This is a genomic window from Pseudomonas sp. P1_F1_2 (genome assembly GCF_056405815.1).
In genome coordinates, this window is the sequence record NZ_JBFUBK010000054.1 from 1 (window position 1) to 15,514 (window position 15,514).

The 15,514-nt window shown below is 60.7% G+C and carries 12 protein-coding genes; all 12 read left to right on the forward strand.

Features of this window, described 5'->3' with window-relative positions:
- Positions 1 to 210: 210 nt before the first annotated feature.
- Positions 211 to 1,881 carry a response regulator gene (locus AC1D2P_RS17035; RefSeq protein WP_046032989.1) on the forward strand — a complete coding sequence of 557 codons (1,671 nt, stop codon included), beginning with the start codon at positions 211 to 213 and terminating at the stop codon, positions 1,879 to 1,881.
- 955 nt (positions 1,882 to 2,836) lie between these two features.
- Complete coding sequence (locus tag AC1D2P_RS17040) at positions 2,837 to 3,880, forward strand: methyl-accepting chemotaxis protein (protein ID WP_477811523.1); 1,044 nt, start codon at positions 2,837 to 2,839, stop codon at positions 3,878 to 3,880.
- A gap of 198 nt (positions 3,881 to 4,078) precedes the next feature.
- On the forward strand, positions 4,079 to 5,824 hold the full coding sequence (locus tag AC1D2P_RS17045; RefSeq protein ID WP_477758046.1) for a protein-disulfide reductase DsbD: 1,746 nt from the start codon (positions 4,079 to 4,081) through the stop codon (positions 5,822 to 5,824).
- 132 nt (positions 5,825 to 5,956) lie between these two features.
- A complete protein-coding gene (gene aroQ / locus AC1D2P_RS17050; RefSeq protein ID WP_046032992.1) occupies positions 5,957 to 6,409 on the forward strand; it encodes a type II 3-dehydroquinate dehydratase in 453 nt (150 codons plus the stop codon).
- A gap of 48 nt (positions 6,410 to 6,457) precedes the next feature.
- Positions 6,458 to 6,922 carry an acetyl-CoA carboxylase biotin carboxyl carrier protein gene (gene accB / locus AC1D2P_RS17055; protein WP_046032993.1) on the forward strand — a complete coding sequence of 155 codons (465 nt, stop codon included), beginning with the start codon at positions 6,458 to 6,460 and terminating at the stop codon, positions 6,920 to 6,922.
- A 17-nt stretch (positions 6,923 to 6,939) separates the two neighbouring features.
- Positions 6,940 to 8,298, forward strand: a complete 1,359-nt coding sequence (gene accC / locus AC1D2P_RS17060) for an acetyl-CoA carboxylase biotin carboxylase subunit (protein WP_027921899.1) — start codon at positions 6,940 to 6,942, stop codon at positions 8,296 to 8,298.
- Between the two features lie 327 nt (positions 8,299 to 8,625).
- A complete protein-coding gene (gene prmA, locus AC1D2P_RS17065) occupies positions 8,626 to 9,504 on the forward strand; it encodes a 50S ribosomal protein L11 methyltransferase (RefSeq protein ID WP_046032994.1) in 879 nt (292 codons plus the stop codon).
- 30 nt (positions 9,505 to 9,534) lie between these two features.
- Positions 9,535 to 10,767, forward strand: coding sequence for a DUF3426 domain-containing protein (locus tag AC1D2P_RS17070; RefSeq protein WP_477758045.1), 1,233 nt, complete (start codon positions 9,535 to 9,537; stop codon positions 10,765 to 10,767).
- Between the two features lie 185 nt (positions 10,768 to 10,952).
- Positions 10,953 to 11,963, forward strand: a complete 1,011-nt coding sequence (gene dusB, locus AC1D2P_RS17075; RefSeq protein ID WP_046032996.1) for a tRNA dihydrouridine synthase DusB — start codon at positions 10,953 to 10,955, stop codon at positions 11,961 to 11,963.
- The gene (gene fis, locus AC1D2P_RS17080) at positions 11,960 to 12,280 is read left to right on the forward strand and encodes a DNA-binding transcriptional regulator Fis (RefSeq protein ID WP_007907419.1); all 321 of its coding nucleotides are present in this window, start codon (positions 11,960 to 11,962) and stop codon (positions 12,278 to 12,280) included. Before dusB ends, fis begins: the two co-directional genes overlap by 4 nt.
- Positions 12,281 to 12,361: 81 nt before the next feature.
- Entirely contained in the window at positions 12,362 to 13,969 is a 1,608-nt protein-coding gene (purH, locus tag AC1D2P_RS17085; protein ID WP_477758044.1) for a bifunctional phosphoribosylaminoimidazolecarboxamide formyltransferase/IMP cyclohydrolase, read from the forward strand.
- A gap of 180 nt (positions 13,970 to 14,149) precedes the next feature.
- A complete protein-coding gene (gene purD, locus AC1D2P_RS17090) occupies positions 14,150 to 15,445 on the forward strand; it encodes a phosphoribosylamine--glycine ligase (RefSeq protein WP_109785494.1) in 1,296 nt (431 codons plus the stop codon).
- Positions 15,446 to 15,514 lie beyond the last annotated feature (69 nt).

Below are 15,514 nucleotides of genomic sequence, written 5' to 3' on the forward strand. Positions count from 1 at the left end.
CTGAAACACCACATCGACTGATTTCACGACTGCTGCGCAGCCGAACGCAGGCTCCGCCAGCTGCTACATGCGCCGATCCGACTGACGGGTCACAAACTGAATGACGTCGCAATACAGATTATTGACGTGCGACACTCATGCAACTGAAAAGAGGTGCTAGCATAGAGCCACCAGTCGATCTCAGCATTTACCCTAACTAGTAGTCAGGTTATGACCGAGCCAGAAGACCCCAGCCGTGAGCGCCTCAAGCACCACTTTGCCCAGCGGGTAATTCATCAGGCACGTCAAATTCTTGAGATCTGGCAGCGCCTGCAACGCAGCGAGTGGTCCATTACCGACCTGTCGGAACTGAGCGAAGCCAACCTTCGCCTGCTGCGCTTTGCCGAGCGCTTCGAACAACCGGAACACACTCAACTGGCGCGCCATATCGGCCAGTCGCTGGAAGCTGTCGACGCCAATCGCGGACGCCTGAGCAGCGGTCTGATCACTGACCTCAATCGCTTGATGCAGCGTCTGTCGCGCACCGGCCTGCGCCATGGCGATCAGTTCGAACAAACCTTCCTGCCGCCCTTGCGCAAGCCCATCTACGTGATGCTGCAGGATCACGACCGCGCCGAGCGCCTGGCCAAGCAACTGGAATTTTTCGGACTCAGCGCCCAGTCCCTGGACAGCGTTGCAGCGTTTCGCTCCTCGATGGTCGAGCGCTTGCCGGCGGCGATCGTCATGGACGTGGACTTCAGCGGCCCCGGCATTGGCCTGAAACTGGCGGCCGAAGCCCAGGAAGGTCTCGATCATCGGCTGCCGCTGTTGTTCTTCAGCCTGCACGAAACCGACACCCCGACCCGCCTCGCCGCCGTGCGCGCCGGTGGCCAGGAGTTTCTCACCGGCACGCTGGAGGCTTCGAGCCTGCTGGAGAAAATCGAAGTCCTGACCTGCGTCGCTCAGTACGAGCCTTACAAAGTGCTGATCATCGACGATTCGCGCGCCCAGGCCCTGCACACCGAACGCCTGTTGAACAGCGCCGGGATCGTCACACGCACACTGATTGATCCGATTCAGGCCATGGCCGAACTGTCGGACTTCCAGCCTGACCTGATCATCCTCGACATGTACATGCCGACCTGCACCGGTACCGAGCTGGCCAAGGTGATCCGACACAACGACCGTTACGTCAGCGTCCCGATCATTTACCTGTCGGCAGAAGACGATCTGGACAAGCAGCTCGATGCCATGAGCGAAGGCGGCGATGACTTCCTGACCAAACCGATCAAGCCGCGCCACCTGATCACCACTGTACGCAACCGCGCAGCACGGGCGCGCAATCTGAAAGCCCGAATGGTCCGCGACAGCCTGACCGGCTTGTACAACCACACGCACATTTTGCAATTGCTCGAAGACTGCAGCTTCCGCTCTCGCCGCGAGAGCAAGCCGTTGAGCTTTGCGATGCTCGACATCGACCACTTCAAGCGAGTCAACGACAGCCACGGCCACCCCATGGGCGACCGGGTGATCAAAAGCCTGGCGCTGTTCCTCAAGCAACGGTTGCGCAAGACTGATTTCATCGGCCGTTACGGCGGTGAAGAGTTTGCGATCGTCATGCCGGACACCGATCTCGAATCCGCTTACACAGTGTTGGATGAAATTCGTCAGCGCTTTGCCGAAATCCACTACCCGGCCCAACCACAGGATCTGTGGTGCACGTTCAGCGCGGGCGTGGTGGAGCTGTGCGAACACTCCGACAGCCTGATGATGGCCAGCCAGGCAGACGAGGCGCTGTACCGCGCCAAGGACGCCGGACGTAACCGTGTCCAGGCGGCGCGAACGTCACAGCAAAGTGCCACTTTTTCATCGGAATCTACCGATTCGGTCATAACCCTGTAACACAAACGCAATAAATTCAGGCGCTTACCATTCTGCCGCTGGTAGACCTGCTATGCGCCTGAAGTTGCTGACCAATCTCAACACCCTCCTTTTAGTCGCCGTGTGCGTGGCCCTTGGCGCCACACTGTGGTGGTCGCAAAAGGCCCTGGAGCGTCCCTATCTTTTGATGGAGCGTTACCTCGGCCTGTCCCAACAATTTCAGAATGAAGTTGCGCGCAACATCGAGGACTACCTTGGCAGTGGCGATGCCCTGCGCCTTAGTAGCGCCAGCCAGGCCATTGATGCCTTGCAAAAGGAGCTCGGTGAACTGCCCCCGGCGCTGGCCGACACCTTGCGCCCGAGCTTGTCGGGCCTGGATGAATTCAGCAAAACCGACCTGTTGGCCGCCGGCAAACTCGCGGGTGACCCGCAAGCATTGTTGCTGCAAGCCGAGCGCGAACTGGGCGCCAGCCTCGACCAGCTCAGCCAATACGCCAGCGCTGACGCAGCCTACCTGACGCCGCTGCTCGCCGCCGCTCAACACTTGGGCAAACTGTCTCTGGCCCGGGACAAACTGGTCAGCAGTGGCCGCAGCGAACTGGCTGCGGACGTCGAGCGCGAAGTGGCCAACATCCGTGCGCAAGCGGAGCTGCTGGGCACCCTGCCGCTGCTCGGCGTCGCCGCCAAAAGCGAATCGAACACCGATGATTTCGCGTCGATGATGGGCCTGGAGAACAACGAAAAAACCGCCGCCGAAGATGCCGGTGTCGGCCTCAAGCGTGAACTCAACAGCCTGCTGACGCGCTACCCGGCCGAGCTGGCGCGCACGCGCGACCAGATTCAGAAACGTACTGACCTCAGTGCCGCCACTCACTTGAAAATCGCCGCCGTGCAGCAAGCCATTGCCGGGCTCGAACCGGTGGTCCGCGCCCAGCACGGGCAGATCCAGAGCGAAGTGAGGTTGATGCAGGGAGTGATGATCGGACTCATCCTGTTGATCGCCTTGCTCATCGACACCCTGCAACGACGCCTGGCCCGAACCCTGACGAACCTGGCGCCGGCGCTGTCCACCTGGGCAGAAGGCGACTTCAGCCGCGACATCGAACTGGGCAATACCAATCGCGAACTGCATGACATTCAAGCGTCGCTCAATCGCTTGCGCGCCTACCTGGTGGACCTGGTCGGGACCATTCGCCTCAACGCCGAGCAGGTCGCTGGCAGCAGCCGAACCCTGGCCGATTTGAGTAGCGACCTGCACAGCGGCGCCGAGCATCAGGCCGGCGACACGGCGCTGATCCGCGATTCCCTCGGCGAACTGGAGGCGACCATTCAACAAGTCGCCGACGATGCCAGCCAAGCGGCCGACGCCAGTCGCAATGCCGGTCTGGCGGTCGAGCATGGGCAGAAAGTCATCGGGCTTAGCCTGACGGGCCTGCACGCACTGGTGGGTGAAGTACAGGGCAACGCGCAAATGATCGAGCACCTGGCGGAAGAGTCGGCGACCATCGGCGGTGTGTTGACGGTGATCCGCTCGATTGCCGACCAGACCAACCTGCTGGCCCTGAACGCCGCCATCGAAGCGGCCCGCGCCGGAGAATTGGGTCGCGGGTTTGCGGTAGTGGCTGAAGAGGTTCGCTCGCTGGCGCAACGCACCGCCGGGGCCACAGCCGAAATTCAAACGCTGATTGCCGGCCTGCAAACCGCCGCGCGCCAATCGGTGGAAGGCATGCGCGCCCAGGTCGAACACGCCGAAGCCACGGCCAATCAGGCGCAAGCGGCCGACGGCGCACTGGATAAAATCGTCGGGGCCATCCAGACCATTGCCGACACCGCCGTGCGCATCGCCGATGTCACCGCTCAGCAGAGCGGCGCCGTCAGCGAGATTCGCAACCACAGCGAGCGAATTCACCAATTGGGCGGGGATAATTTGCTGCGCATTGGTGAAGGGCGCGAGCAAGGGGAGAACTTGCTGGTGCTGGGTGGGCAATTGCGTACCGCCGTTCAGGCCTTTCGCGTCTGAAGACTTCTCCTTCCTGCTGATCGTTCCCACGCTCTGCGTGGGAATGCCTCAACGGACGCTCTGCGTCCGCTTTTGGGACGCGGAGCGTCCCGGGCTGCATTCCCACGCGGAGCGTGGGAACGATCAACAGAACTCCCCGCCCTGCACGCTGGCTCGCCGTCCGCTATCATGCCCCCAATTCCGATACGCGAGATTGTCATGCGCCGCTTGCTCTGCCTGCTGCTTTTAGTGCTCGCCCTGCCGGCCACCGCCGCCGGGTTGCTGGACACAAGGCCCAGTCCCACCCTGGGCTCGATCAACAACAGCGCCGACTTCCTGCCGGTGCGCGAAGCCTTTCAGCTGAGCCTGGTAGACAGCACAGCGCAATCGATCAAGCTGCGACTCGTCGCCACCGAGGGGTATTACCTCTATCGCCATCGTTTCCAGTTTCACGCTGATCCAGCCGAGATAAGCCTGGGCGCTGCACAACTGCCCAAGGGCGAGCAGAAGCACGACGAGTTCTTCGGCGATGTCGAGGTCTATCACGGAATTATCGAGGTCGAGCTGCCGCGCACCGATCCGCGCGCTTTCACCCTGGCCGTGACTTATCAGGGGTGCGCCGATAAAGGCCTGTGCTATCCGCCAGAAACCGAGCGATTGAGCATTGATGGCATTGGCACGCAGGCAACGGTGCAAGACTGGAGCTGGCGCGAACTCGCCCTGTTCTTCCTCGCAGGCCTGGGCTTGACCTTCACGCCGTGCGTGCTGCCGATGTTGCCGATCCTTTCCGGCGTGGTGTTGCGCGATCAGGTCGGCGGGCTGCGGGGTTTCAATCTGTCGCTGGCCTATGTGCTGCCAATGGCCGTCTGCTTTGCCCTGCTCGGCGCCTTGATGGGCATGTTCGGTGCGCAGCTCAATCTCCAGGCACGACTGCAATCAGCCTGGGTGCTGGTGCCGTTCGCCATGTTTTTTGCCGTATTTGCACTGGCGATGTTCGGCATCTTCGAACTGAAACTCCCGCAGTTCATCAACAATCACCTGCATCGCATTGCCGGCCGCACTCAAGGCGGTTCGCTGTGGGGCGCGGCAGTTCTCGGGACGGTATCGAGCCTGATCGTTTCGCCTTGCGTGTCCGCGCCATTGGCCGGCGCCTTGCTGTACATCAGCGCCAGCGGCGATGCACTGGGGGGCGCACTGAAACTGTTTGTACTCGGCCTGGGCATGGGCCTGCCGCTGATACTGGTGGCGACCGGTGGCGCCGCCCTGCTGCCGAAAAGCGGCCCGTGGATGGTCATGGTCAAAAACATCATCGGTGTCCTGCTGCTGGGTACTGCCATCGGCCTGCTGAGCCGCGTGATCCCCGGGCCGATGACGCTGGTCCTGGTGGGCTTGCTGTGGGCCGGGGTCGGCTTGTTTCTTGGCGCGCTGGAGTTCGTCTACAAACCCCCTCGAAAACGCCTGGCACAACTGCTCGGCCTGTTTCTGCTGTTTTATGCCATGGCCTGCTGGTACGGCGCCTTCAGCGGCCAGGGCGACCTGTTGAACCCCCTCGCTCGAACGCCCGTCGCGGCCAGTAGCAGCCAACCGCAGCTCACCGATGGCTGGCAAACAATCAGCACGCCCGCAGAACTGGATCGCACGCTCGCCGACGCCAAATCCTCCGGCACTCCCCTGCTGCTCGACTGGTATGCCGACTGGTGCATCAGCTGCAAAGTCATCGAACGCGAAGTCCTCAACGACCCCAACGTCGTTGAACGCCTGAAAGGTTATCGACTGATCCGCTTCGACATCACCGCCAGCAATGCCGAACAACGCGCCCTGCTCGACCGCTACACACTGTTCGGCCCTCCGGCCCTGATGTTTTTTGGCAAGGACGGCGTTGAACGCACCTCCATTCGAGTGATCGGAGAGATCAACGCCAAAGACTTCGCCGAACGTGCCGCGAAAGCAAATGACCAGATTTAATTACTTGGTCACATATTTCGCGCAAACATCGGCTATCGTGCTGGCTATTGCATAGAACTGGACAGTCACAAAGGCTTTGCGGCATAGTCGCCGGGTTCTGACAACTGCACACAGATAACCAAGGAACAGCAAATGGCGACTCTACTGGTGCTGCACGGCCCCAACCTGAACTTGCTCGGCACCCGTGAACCGGGCACCTACGGCGCGACGACACTGGCGCAGATCAACCAGGACCTGGAACGCCGCGCCCGTGAAGCCGGCCATCATTTGCTGCACCTGCAAAGCAACGCCGAGTACGAATTGATCGACCGCATCCACGCTGCCCGCGGCGAAGGTGTGGACTTCATTCTGATCAATCCAGCAGCTTTTACGCATACAAGTGTCGCATTACGTGACGCGCTGCTGGCGGTGAGCATCCCATTCATCGAAGTGCATTTGTCTAACGTGCACAAACGCGAACCTTTCCGCCATCACTCTTACTTCTCCGACGTAGCGGTGGGAGTGATCTGCGGCCTTGGCGCCAGCGGTTATCGACTGGCCCTGGAGGCTGCACTAGAACAGCTTGAAACACAGGCAACGACTTGAACTACAAGCGTTAAACGCCCCTGACCGACCCTTGGGAGTTGATGATTCATGGATATCCGTAAAGTTAAGAAACTGATCGAACTGCTGGAAGAGTCCGGCATCGACGAGCTCGAGATCAAGGAAGGCGAAGAGTCCGTACGTATCAGCCGTCACAGCAAGACGCCGGCTCAGCAGTACTACGCACCTGCTCCAATGCACGCTCCGGCTGCCGCGCCTGCCGCTGCTGCTCCGGTTGCCGCAGCCGCTGCTCCGGCAGCACCGGCCGCCCCCGTCCTGAACGGCACCGTTGCCCGTTCGCCGATGGTCGGCACCTTCTATCGCAAATCTTCGCCATCCTCGCCTTCGTTCGTTGAAGTCGGCCAGACCGTGAAGAAAGGCGACACCCTGTGCATCGTCGAAGCCATGAAGATGATGAACCACATCGAAGCTGAAACCAGCGGTGTGATCGAATCCATCCTCGTCGAAGACGGCCAGCCGGTTGAGTACGACCAACCGCTGTTCACCATCGTTTGAACCGCGGAGAAACTTTGATGACTGCGAAGTTGGAAAAAGTTCTGATCGCCAACCGCGGTGAGATTGCCCTGCGGATCCTGCGGGCCTGCAAAGAGATGGGCATCAAGACTGTCGCCGTTTACTCCAAGGCTGACAAAGAATTGATGCACCTGGGCCTGGCAGACGAATCCGTCTGCATCGGTCCGGCCTCTGCCGCGCACTCTTACCTGCACATTCCGGCAATCATCGCCGCGGCCGAAGTGACTGGCGCTACCGCCATTCACCCGGGCTACGGTTTCCTTGCGGAAAACGCTGATTTTGCTGAACAGGTCGAGAACTCCGGCTTCGCCTTCATTGGCCCGAAAGCCGACACCATTCGCCTGATGGGCGACAAGGTATCGGCCAAGCACGCCATGATCGCTGCGGGCGTTCCAACCGTTCCGGGTTCCGATGGCCCACTGCCTGAAGACGAAGAAACTGCTCTGCGCATTGGTCGCGAAGTCGGTTACCCGGTGATCATCAAGGCCGCTGGCGGCGGTGGTGGTCGCGGCATGCGCGTTGTGCATAAAGAAGAAGACCTGATTTCTTTCGCAAAACTGACCCGCACCGAAGCTGGCGCGGCGTTCGGCAACCCGATGGTCTATCTGGAAAAATTCCTGACCAACCCACGTCACGTGGAAGTCCAGGTACTTTCCGACGGCCAGGGCCACGCCATCCATCTGGGCGACCGCGATTGCTCGCTGCAACGTCGTCACCAGAAGGTTCTCGAAGAAGCGCCGGCACCGGGCATCGACGAGAAAGCACGCCAGGAAGTCCTCGCTCGCTGCGTCAAGGCCTGCATCGACATCGGCTACCGTGGCGCCGGCACCTTCGAGTTCCTTTACGAGAACGGCCACTTCTACTTCATCGAGATGAACACTCGTGTCCAGGTAGAACACCCGGTTTCGGAAATGGTCACCGGCATCGACATCGTCAAGGAGATGCTCAGCATCGCCGCTGGCAACAAGTTGTCGTACACCCAGGACGACGTGGTGATCCGCGGTCACGCCCTGGAATGCCGAATCAACGCCGAAGACCCGAAAACGTTCATGCCTAGCCCGGGCACGGTCAAGCACTTCCACGCACCAGGCGGCAACGGCGTTCGCGTCGATTCGCACCTGTACAGTGGTTATGCCGTTCCGCCGAACTACGATTCGTTGATCGGCAAGCTGATCACCTACGGCGCAACCCGTGACGAAGCCATGGCGCGGATGCGCAATGCGCTGGACGAAATCGTTGTCGACGGGATCAAGACCAACATCCCGCTGCACCGCGACCTGGTCCGTGATGAAGGCTTCTGCAAAGGGGGCGTGAACATTCACTACCTCGAGCACAAGCTGGCTGGCGAGAAGCACTAAGCTTCGACCCGATCAACAAAGCCGCCTTCGGGCGGCTTTGTTGATTCTGGGCATTGCAACAGCCCTGTAGCAGCTGGCGAAGCCTGCGTTCGACTGCGAAGCAGTCGTGAAATCAAGCGATGCGGTGTTTCTGGAAGACCGCGCACTCAGGTTTTACGACTGCTTCGCAGCCGAACGCAGGCTCCGTCAGCTGCTACAGGTGCGCGTTGCAACATCGCTGCTGCGTTCGGAGCTACCTCACTCCCACAAAAGCCCCGCGCTCGCGTAAACTTGCGCGCTTCTCGCAGCCCGCTAGGCTGCAATCAATATTTTTCAAAGGTGCCCGCCATGCCTTGGCTGCAAGTCCGTCTCGCCATCAGCCCAGAACAAGCCGAAACCTACGAAGACGCTTTCCTTGAAGTGGGCGCCGTCTCGGTGACCTTCATGGACGCCGAAGATCAGCCGATCTTCGAGCCAGAACTCAACACCACCCCGTTGTGGTCGCACACGCACCTGCTGGCCCTGTTCGAAGGCGGCACCGAAGCCGGCCCGGTACTGGCCCACCTTGAGCTGCTGACCGGTAGCCCGCTGCCCGAGCATCACAGCGAAGTGATCGAAGACCAGGACTGGGAACGCAGCTGGATGGACGGTTTCCAGCCAATGCGTTTCGGCCAGCGCCTGTGGATCGTTCCAAGCTGGCATGCCGCGCCGGAGCCTGACGCCGTCAATCTGCTGCTGGACCCGGGCCTGGCGTTCGGCACCGGCACCCATCCGACCACCGCGTTGTGCCTGGAATGGCTCGATGGCCAGGACCTCAAAGACTGCAACGTGCTGGACTTTGGCTGCGGCTCGGGGATTCTGGCGATTGCCGCCCTGCTGCTGGGCGCCAAGGAAGCCGTTGGTACCGACATCGACGTGCAGGCCCTGGAAGCCTCGCGCGACAACGCCGGTCGCAACAACATCGACGACGCGCTGTTCCCGCTGTACCTGCCGCAAGATCTGCCGCAGGTGAAGGCTGACGTCTTGGTCGCCAACATCCTTGCCGGCCCGCTGGTTTCCCTGGCGCCGCAGTTGTCCAGCCTGGTCAAGTCCGGTGGTCGCCTGGCGCTGTCGGGCATTCTCGCCGAACAAGGCGAGGACGTTGCCGCCGCCTACGCTCAAGACTTCGATCTGGACCCGATTGCCAATCGCGATGGCTGGGTGCGCATCACCGGCCGTCGGCGCTAGAATGAACGCCTGCATAGACCGGATCGCCGCATGACCGACAGCTTCGTCACCCAGTGCCCGCATTGCCAAACCAGCTTCCGCGTCAGCCATGCTCAGTTGAGCGTGGCCCGAGGGGTGGTTCGTTGTGGCTCCTGCTTGCAGGTGTTCAACGCCGCCAAACAATTGCTGGACCAACGGGCCGACAAAGAAGCCGTCAAACCGGTAGCCCCAGCCATCGTCGAGCCGCCGGTACAGCGTGCCATCAGCCAAAAGCAATGGACCGCCTCGGAACTGGATCTGGACAGCCTGGACCTGGACAGCCTGGACCTCGACGAAGAGCTCGCCCGGCTCGAACAACGGGAAATCCAGCCGACCACCGAATTTGGCCGGCACCGCGAAGACGGCCTCAGCGCTCGACGCGATTCTATCGAGCACGATGAAGAACCCTGGTCCGACAGCCTCTTCAGTGAGTCGGCGGCCGACCGAGCACCACCCGTAGAAACCGAACAGCCACAAACAGACGCCGAACCGGGCAAACACTCGCGAACCGAGCCTTCGTTTTCGCTGGAACCGGTGGATCTGGACGATGAGAACCAGGTGCCCCATCTGCGCCTGCACGACCCACTCGACCCCCCTCTTAACCGCGACCGCCTGTCGGCGACCGAGACGCTCGACGACGACCTGCCCTCAGTCGAACCGTTGCGCAAACGTCGTGAGCGCAGCGAACCGGGTGTGCGCGCCGAAGTCCTGCAGGACCTGACCGACGACCCGCTGCAACTGGATTGGCAAAAACGTCGATCGCCCTGGGGCCGACGGCTGTTCTGGTTGCTGCTGGTCCTGCTCGGCGCCGCCGCGCTGGCGGGCCAATACATTGCCTACCACTTCGACGAACTGGCGCGTCAGGACCAATACCGCCCCTGGTTCCAGCAACTGTGCCCGCAAATCGGCTGCACGGTGCCCTCCAAAGTCGACATCGCCAAAATCAAAAGCAGCAACCTGGTGGTCCGCAGCCACCCGGACTTCAACGGCGCACTGGTGGTCGACGCGATCATCTACAACCGCGCCCCGTTCTCCCAGCCGTTCCCGCTGCTAGAGTTGCGCTTTGCCGACCTCAATGGCCACTTGATCGCCAGCCGTCGCTTCAAACCCGGCGAATACCTCAACGGCGATCTCGAAGGCATGGCCGAAATGCCGCCGCAAACACCGATCCACATCGCGCTGGACATTCTCGACCCAGGCGCCAAAGCGGTGAACTACAGCCTGAGTTTCCACTCCCCCGAGTGAATCGCATCACCGCTACAGGCTTGACGGCATATTTCTGACTGGGACCGCTCACACCAAACTGCGGGTAATAACAAAATAACTGTTCAGATTTTGTTCAATTCAGCCTTTATCCAGTCATCGAGAGCGGGTATCATGCCAACCCTTTTTCGAACTCTAATGATCCGGCCCCACAACAGGGAAGTCCTATGTCGGCGGTACGCATCGGTCCATACACATTGCAAAACGGCTTGATTCTCGCCCCGATGGCGGGAGTCACCGACCAACCCTTTCGTCAGCTGTGCAAGCGATTGGGTGCGGGGCTAGTAGTCTCGGAAATGGTCACCAGCGACATGAGTTTGTGGAACACCCGCAAGTCGCGGATGCGCATGATCCACGAAGGTGATCCCGAGCCACGCTCGGTACAGATCGCCGGTGGTGATGCGCAGATGCTGGCAGACGCAGCCCGGGCCAACGTCGAGCTGGGTGCTCAGATTATTGATATCAACATGGGCTGTCCGGCGAAGAAGGTCTGCAACAAGGCTGCCGGTTCCGCGCTGTTGAAGGATGAAGCATTGGTTACCGAGATCCTGCAGGCCGTCGTGGCTGCGGTGGATGTGCCGGTGACCCTGAAGATCCGCACTGGCTGGGACCGGGACAACAAGAACGGCCTGACGGTGGCGAAGATTGCCGAACAGGCAGGCATTACGGCGCTGGCGGTCCATGGCCGCACCCGTGCCGATTTGTACACCGGTGAAGCCGAGTACGACACCATTGCCGCGATCAAGCAGGCGGTGTCGATGCCGGTCTTCGCCAACGGCGATATCGACTCGCCCGAGAAGGCCCGGTACGTGCTCGACGCGACCGGTGCCGATGGCTTGTTGATTGGTCGGGCTGCCCAGGGGCGGCCGTGGATTTTTCGCGAGATCGAGCATTTCCTGCGTACCGGCGAGAAACTCCCGGCGCTTGAATTGATCGAGGTGGAACGCATTCTGCTAGAGCATCTGGCTGCCCTGCACGTCTTCTATGGCGATGTCATGGGTGTCCGTATCGCTCGAAAGCATGTGGGCTGGTATCTCGCAACCTTGCCGGGCGCCAGGGAGTTTCGCGCCCACTTCAATCGTTTGGATGGTACGGAAACACAATGCGCCAACGTTCGGGAGTTCTTCGCCGAACGTTACAAGAGCCTGACAGGGGACGGAGAAGGGGTGGCCGCATGACGATGATGACCGAGACTTTAGTGAGTGGAACAACACCCGTGAGCGACAACGTGAATTTGAAACAGCACCTCAATACGCCCAGCGAAGAAGGTCAGACCCTTCGCGGGAGTGTCGAGAAGGCGCTGCACAATTATTTCGCCCACCTTGAGGGCGCTGCCGTCACGGATGTGTACAACCTGGTGCTCTCCGAAGTCGAGGCTCCCCTGCTCGAGTGCGTGATGAACTACGTCAAGGGCAACCAGACCAAGGCCAGCGAGCTGCTCGGGCTCAATCGAGGCACGCTGCGCAAGAAACTCAAGCAGTACGATTTGCTGTAAGCATTCAATCAAACCAGAAAGGCGCCCGCGTAAAACCGGTCGCCTTTTTTGCTGACTCCTTTGCTTTTGATGGAAATTGAAATGACCGACCAGACTACCCGCCTGCCGATCCGCCGCGCCTTGATCAGCGTTTCCGACAAGACCGGGATCCTCGAATTCGCCAAAGAGCTTGAAACCCTGGGCGTTGAGATCCTTTCTACCGGCGGGACGTTCAAGCTGCTGCGTGACAACGGCGTTGCCGCAGTGGAAGTCGCGGACTACACCGGTTTCGCAGAAATGATGGACGGTCGGGTGAAAACCCTGCACCCGAAAATCCACGGCGGGATCCTCGGTCGTCGCGGTATCGACGACGCGATCATGAACGAGCACGGCATCAAGCCGATCGATCTGGTCGCGGTCAACCTGTACCCGTTCGAAGCCACCATCAACAAGCCAGGCTGCGACCTGCCGACGGCGATCGAGAACATCGACATTGGCGGTCCGACCATGGTCCGCTCGGCAGCAAAAAACCACAAAGACGTGGCCATCGTGGTGAATGCCAGCGATTACGCCAATGTCCTGGAAAGCCTGAAAGCAGGCGGCCTGACCTACGCTCAGCGTTTCGACCTGATGCTCAAGGCGTTCGAACACACCGCCGCCTACGACGGCATGATCGCCAACTACATGGGCACTGTGAACCAGGCGGCTGACACCCTCAGCACAGAAGGTCGTAGCGAATTCCCGCGCACCTTCAACAGCCAGTTCATCAAGGCTCAGGAAATGCGCTACGGCGAGAACCCGCACCAGAGCGCGGCGTTCTACGTGGAAGCCAAGCCTGCCGAAGTGGGCATCGCCACCGCGACCCAACTGCAAGGCAAAGAATTGTCGTACAACAACGTGGCCGACACCGACGCCGCGCTGGAATGCGTGAAGAGCTTCGTCAAGCCAGCCTGCGTGATCGTCAAGCACGCCAACCCGTGCGGCGTTGCCGTAAGCCCGGACGCTGAAGGCGGTATCCGTCAGGCCTACGAACTGGCTTACGCCACCGACACCGAATCGGCCTTCGGCGGCATCATCGCCTTCAACCGTGAACTGGATGCCGAGACCGCCAAAGCCATCGTCGAGCGTCAGTTCGTCGAAGTGATCATCGCCCCGAGCGTCAGCGAAGAAGCTCGCGCCATTGTCGCCGCCAAGGCCAACGTGCGCCTGCTGGCCTGCGGCGAATGGTCGGCTGATCGCGCCGCTGCCTGGGACTACAAGCGCGTCAACGGTGGCCTGTTGGTACAGAGCCGCGACATCGGCATGATCGGCGCCGACGACCTGAAAGTCGTGACCAAACGCGCACCSACCGAACAGGAAATCCACGACCTGATCTTCGCCTGGAAAGTCGCCAAGTACGTCAAGTCCAACGCCATCGTCTACGCCAAGAACCGCCAGACCATCGGTGTCGGCGCTGGCCAGATGAGCCGTGTGAACTCCGCCCGAATCGCTGCGATCAAGGCTGAGCATGCCGGCTTGCAAGTCGCCGGTTCGGTCATGGCATCGGACGCTTTCTTCCCGTTCCGCGACGGTCTGGACAACGCGGCCAAGGTGGGTATCACTGCGGTGATCCAGCCAGGCGGCTCGATGCGTGACAACGAAGTGATTGCAGCAGCCGACGAGGCTGGCATCGCGATGGTCTTTACTGGCATGCGCCACTTCCGTCACTAAGCGAAACGCGGTCGGTGTAGCAGCTGCCGTCAGGCTGCGTCCGGCCGCGAAACGGTCGTAATCGATTTATCGCCGGAAGGTCGTTCCGACCTTAACGCAGCCTTCGGCAGCTGCTACAGGGGTTGTGCCGCTCTCTAGTGCCAACCCTTCACAGAATTAGCGTCATCCGAGGTTTTTGAAATGAATGTTTTGATCATTGGCAGCGGTGGCCGTGAACACGCCCTGGCCTGGAAAGTGGCTCAGGATCCGCGCGTGCAGAAAGTATTCGTCGCGCCCGGCAACGCCGGCACCGCCATCGAAGCCAAGTGCGAAAACGTCGCTATCGATGTTCTGGCCCTTGAGCAACTGGCCGACTTTGCCGAGAAAAACGTTTCCCTGACCATCGTCGGCCCGGAAGTGCCGCTGGTGGCAGGCGTGGTCGATCTGTTCCGCAGCCGTGGCCTTGACTGCTTCGGCCCGACCGCTGGCGCCGCTCAGCTGGAAGGTTCGAAAGCCTTCACCAAAGACTTCCTGGCGCGCCACAAGATCCCGACCGCCGACTACCAGAACTTCACCGAGATCGAGCCAGCCCTGGCTTATCTGCGTGAAAAAGGCGCACCGATCGTGATCAAGGCCGACGGCCTGGCCGCCGGTAAAGGCGTCATCGTTGCCATGACCCTGGCCGAAGCCGAAGACGCCGTGCGCGACATGCTCGCAGGCAACGCGTTTGGCGAAGCGGGCTCGCGCGTCGTGATCGAAGAATTCCTGGATGGCGAAGAAGCCAGCTTCATCGTCATGGTCGACGGCAAGAACGTACTGCCAATGGCCACCAGCCAGGACCACAAGCGCGTCGGCGACGGCGACACCGGTCCGAACACCGGCGGCATGGGCGCTTACTCCCCTGCCCCGGTCGTGACCAGCGAGGTGCATCAGCGCGTCATGGACCTGGTGATCTGGCCGACCGTTCGCGGCATGGCCGATGAAGGCAACGTCTACACAGGCTTCCTGTATGCAGGCCTGATGATCGACAAGGCTGGTAATCCAAAAGTCATCGAGTTCAACTGCCGTTTCGGCGATCCTGAGACCCAGCCGGTAATGCTGCGCTTGCAGTCGAGCCTGGTCTTGCTGGTTGAGGCCGCTCTGGCACAAGCGCTGGACAAGGTCGAAGCGCAGTGGGATCCACGTCCGAGCGTCGGTATCGTGCTCGCCGCTGGCGGTTATCCGGGTGATTACGCCAAAGGCGTGGCCATCAACGGTCTGGATGCAGCCGCCGCCCTGGAAGGTAAAGTCTTCCACGCGGGCACTGCACTCAAGGACGGTCAAGTCGTGACAGCCGGTGGCCGGGTGCTCTGCGCAACCGCCATGGGCGCCAGCGTCGATGCGGCTCAACAGCAGGCTTACAAACTGGCGGCTAAAATCGATTGGGAAGGCTGCTTCTACCGCAAGGACATTGGCTACCGAGCCATTGCCCGTGAACGTGGCGAAAGCCAGGAATAAGGCCATTCATTTGGCCGGGCAAGGGCCGCTGGTCCTTGCCGCACTATTCCGGCACCGCGCATAGTTATA

Bases quoted from the DNA above. Each gene is read 5' to 3' on its own strand.
- AC1D2P_RS17035 (WP_046032989.1), top strand. From the start codon at position 211: ATGACCGAGCCAGAAGACCCCAGCCGTGAGCGCCTCAAGCACCACTTT.
- AC1D2P_RS17040 (WP_477811523.1), top strand. From the start codon at position 2,837: ATGATCGGACTCATCCTGTTGATCGCCTTGCTCATCGACACCCTGCAA.
- AC1D2P_RS17045 (WP_477758046.1), top strand. From the start codon at position 4,079: ATGCGCCGCTTGCTCTGCCTGCTGCTTTTAGTGCTCGCCCTGCCGGCC.
- aroQ (WP_046032992.1), top strand. From the start codon at position 5,957: ATGGCGACTCTACTGGTGCTGCACGGCCCCAACCTGAACTTGCTCGGC.
- accB (WP_046032993.1), top strand. From the start codon at position 6,458: ATGGATATCCGTAAAGTTAAGAAACTGATCGAACTGCTGGAAGAGTCC.
- accC (WP_027921899.1), top strand. From the start codon at position 6,940: ATGACTGCGAAGTTGGAAAAAGTTCTGATCGCCAACCGCGGTGAGATT.
- prmA (WP_046032994.1), top strand. From the start codon at position 8,626: ATGCCTTGGCTGCAAGTCCGTCTCGCCATCAGCCCAGAACAAGCCGAA.
- AC1D2P_RS17070 (WP_477758045.1), top strand. From the start codon at position 9,535: ATGACCGACAGCTTCGTCACCCAGTGCCCGCATTGCCAAACCAGCTTC.
- dusB (WP_046032996.1), top strand. From the start codon at position 10,953: ATGTCGGCGGTACGCATCGGTCCATACACATTGCAAAACGGCTTGATT.
- fis (WP_007907419.1), top strand. From the start codon at position 11,960: ATGACGATGATGACCGAGACTTTAGTGAGTGGAACAACACCCGTGAGC.
- purD (WP_109785494.1), top strand. From the start codon at position 14,150: ATGAATGTTTTGATCATTGGCAGCGGTGGCCGTGAACACGCCCTGGCC.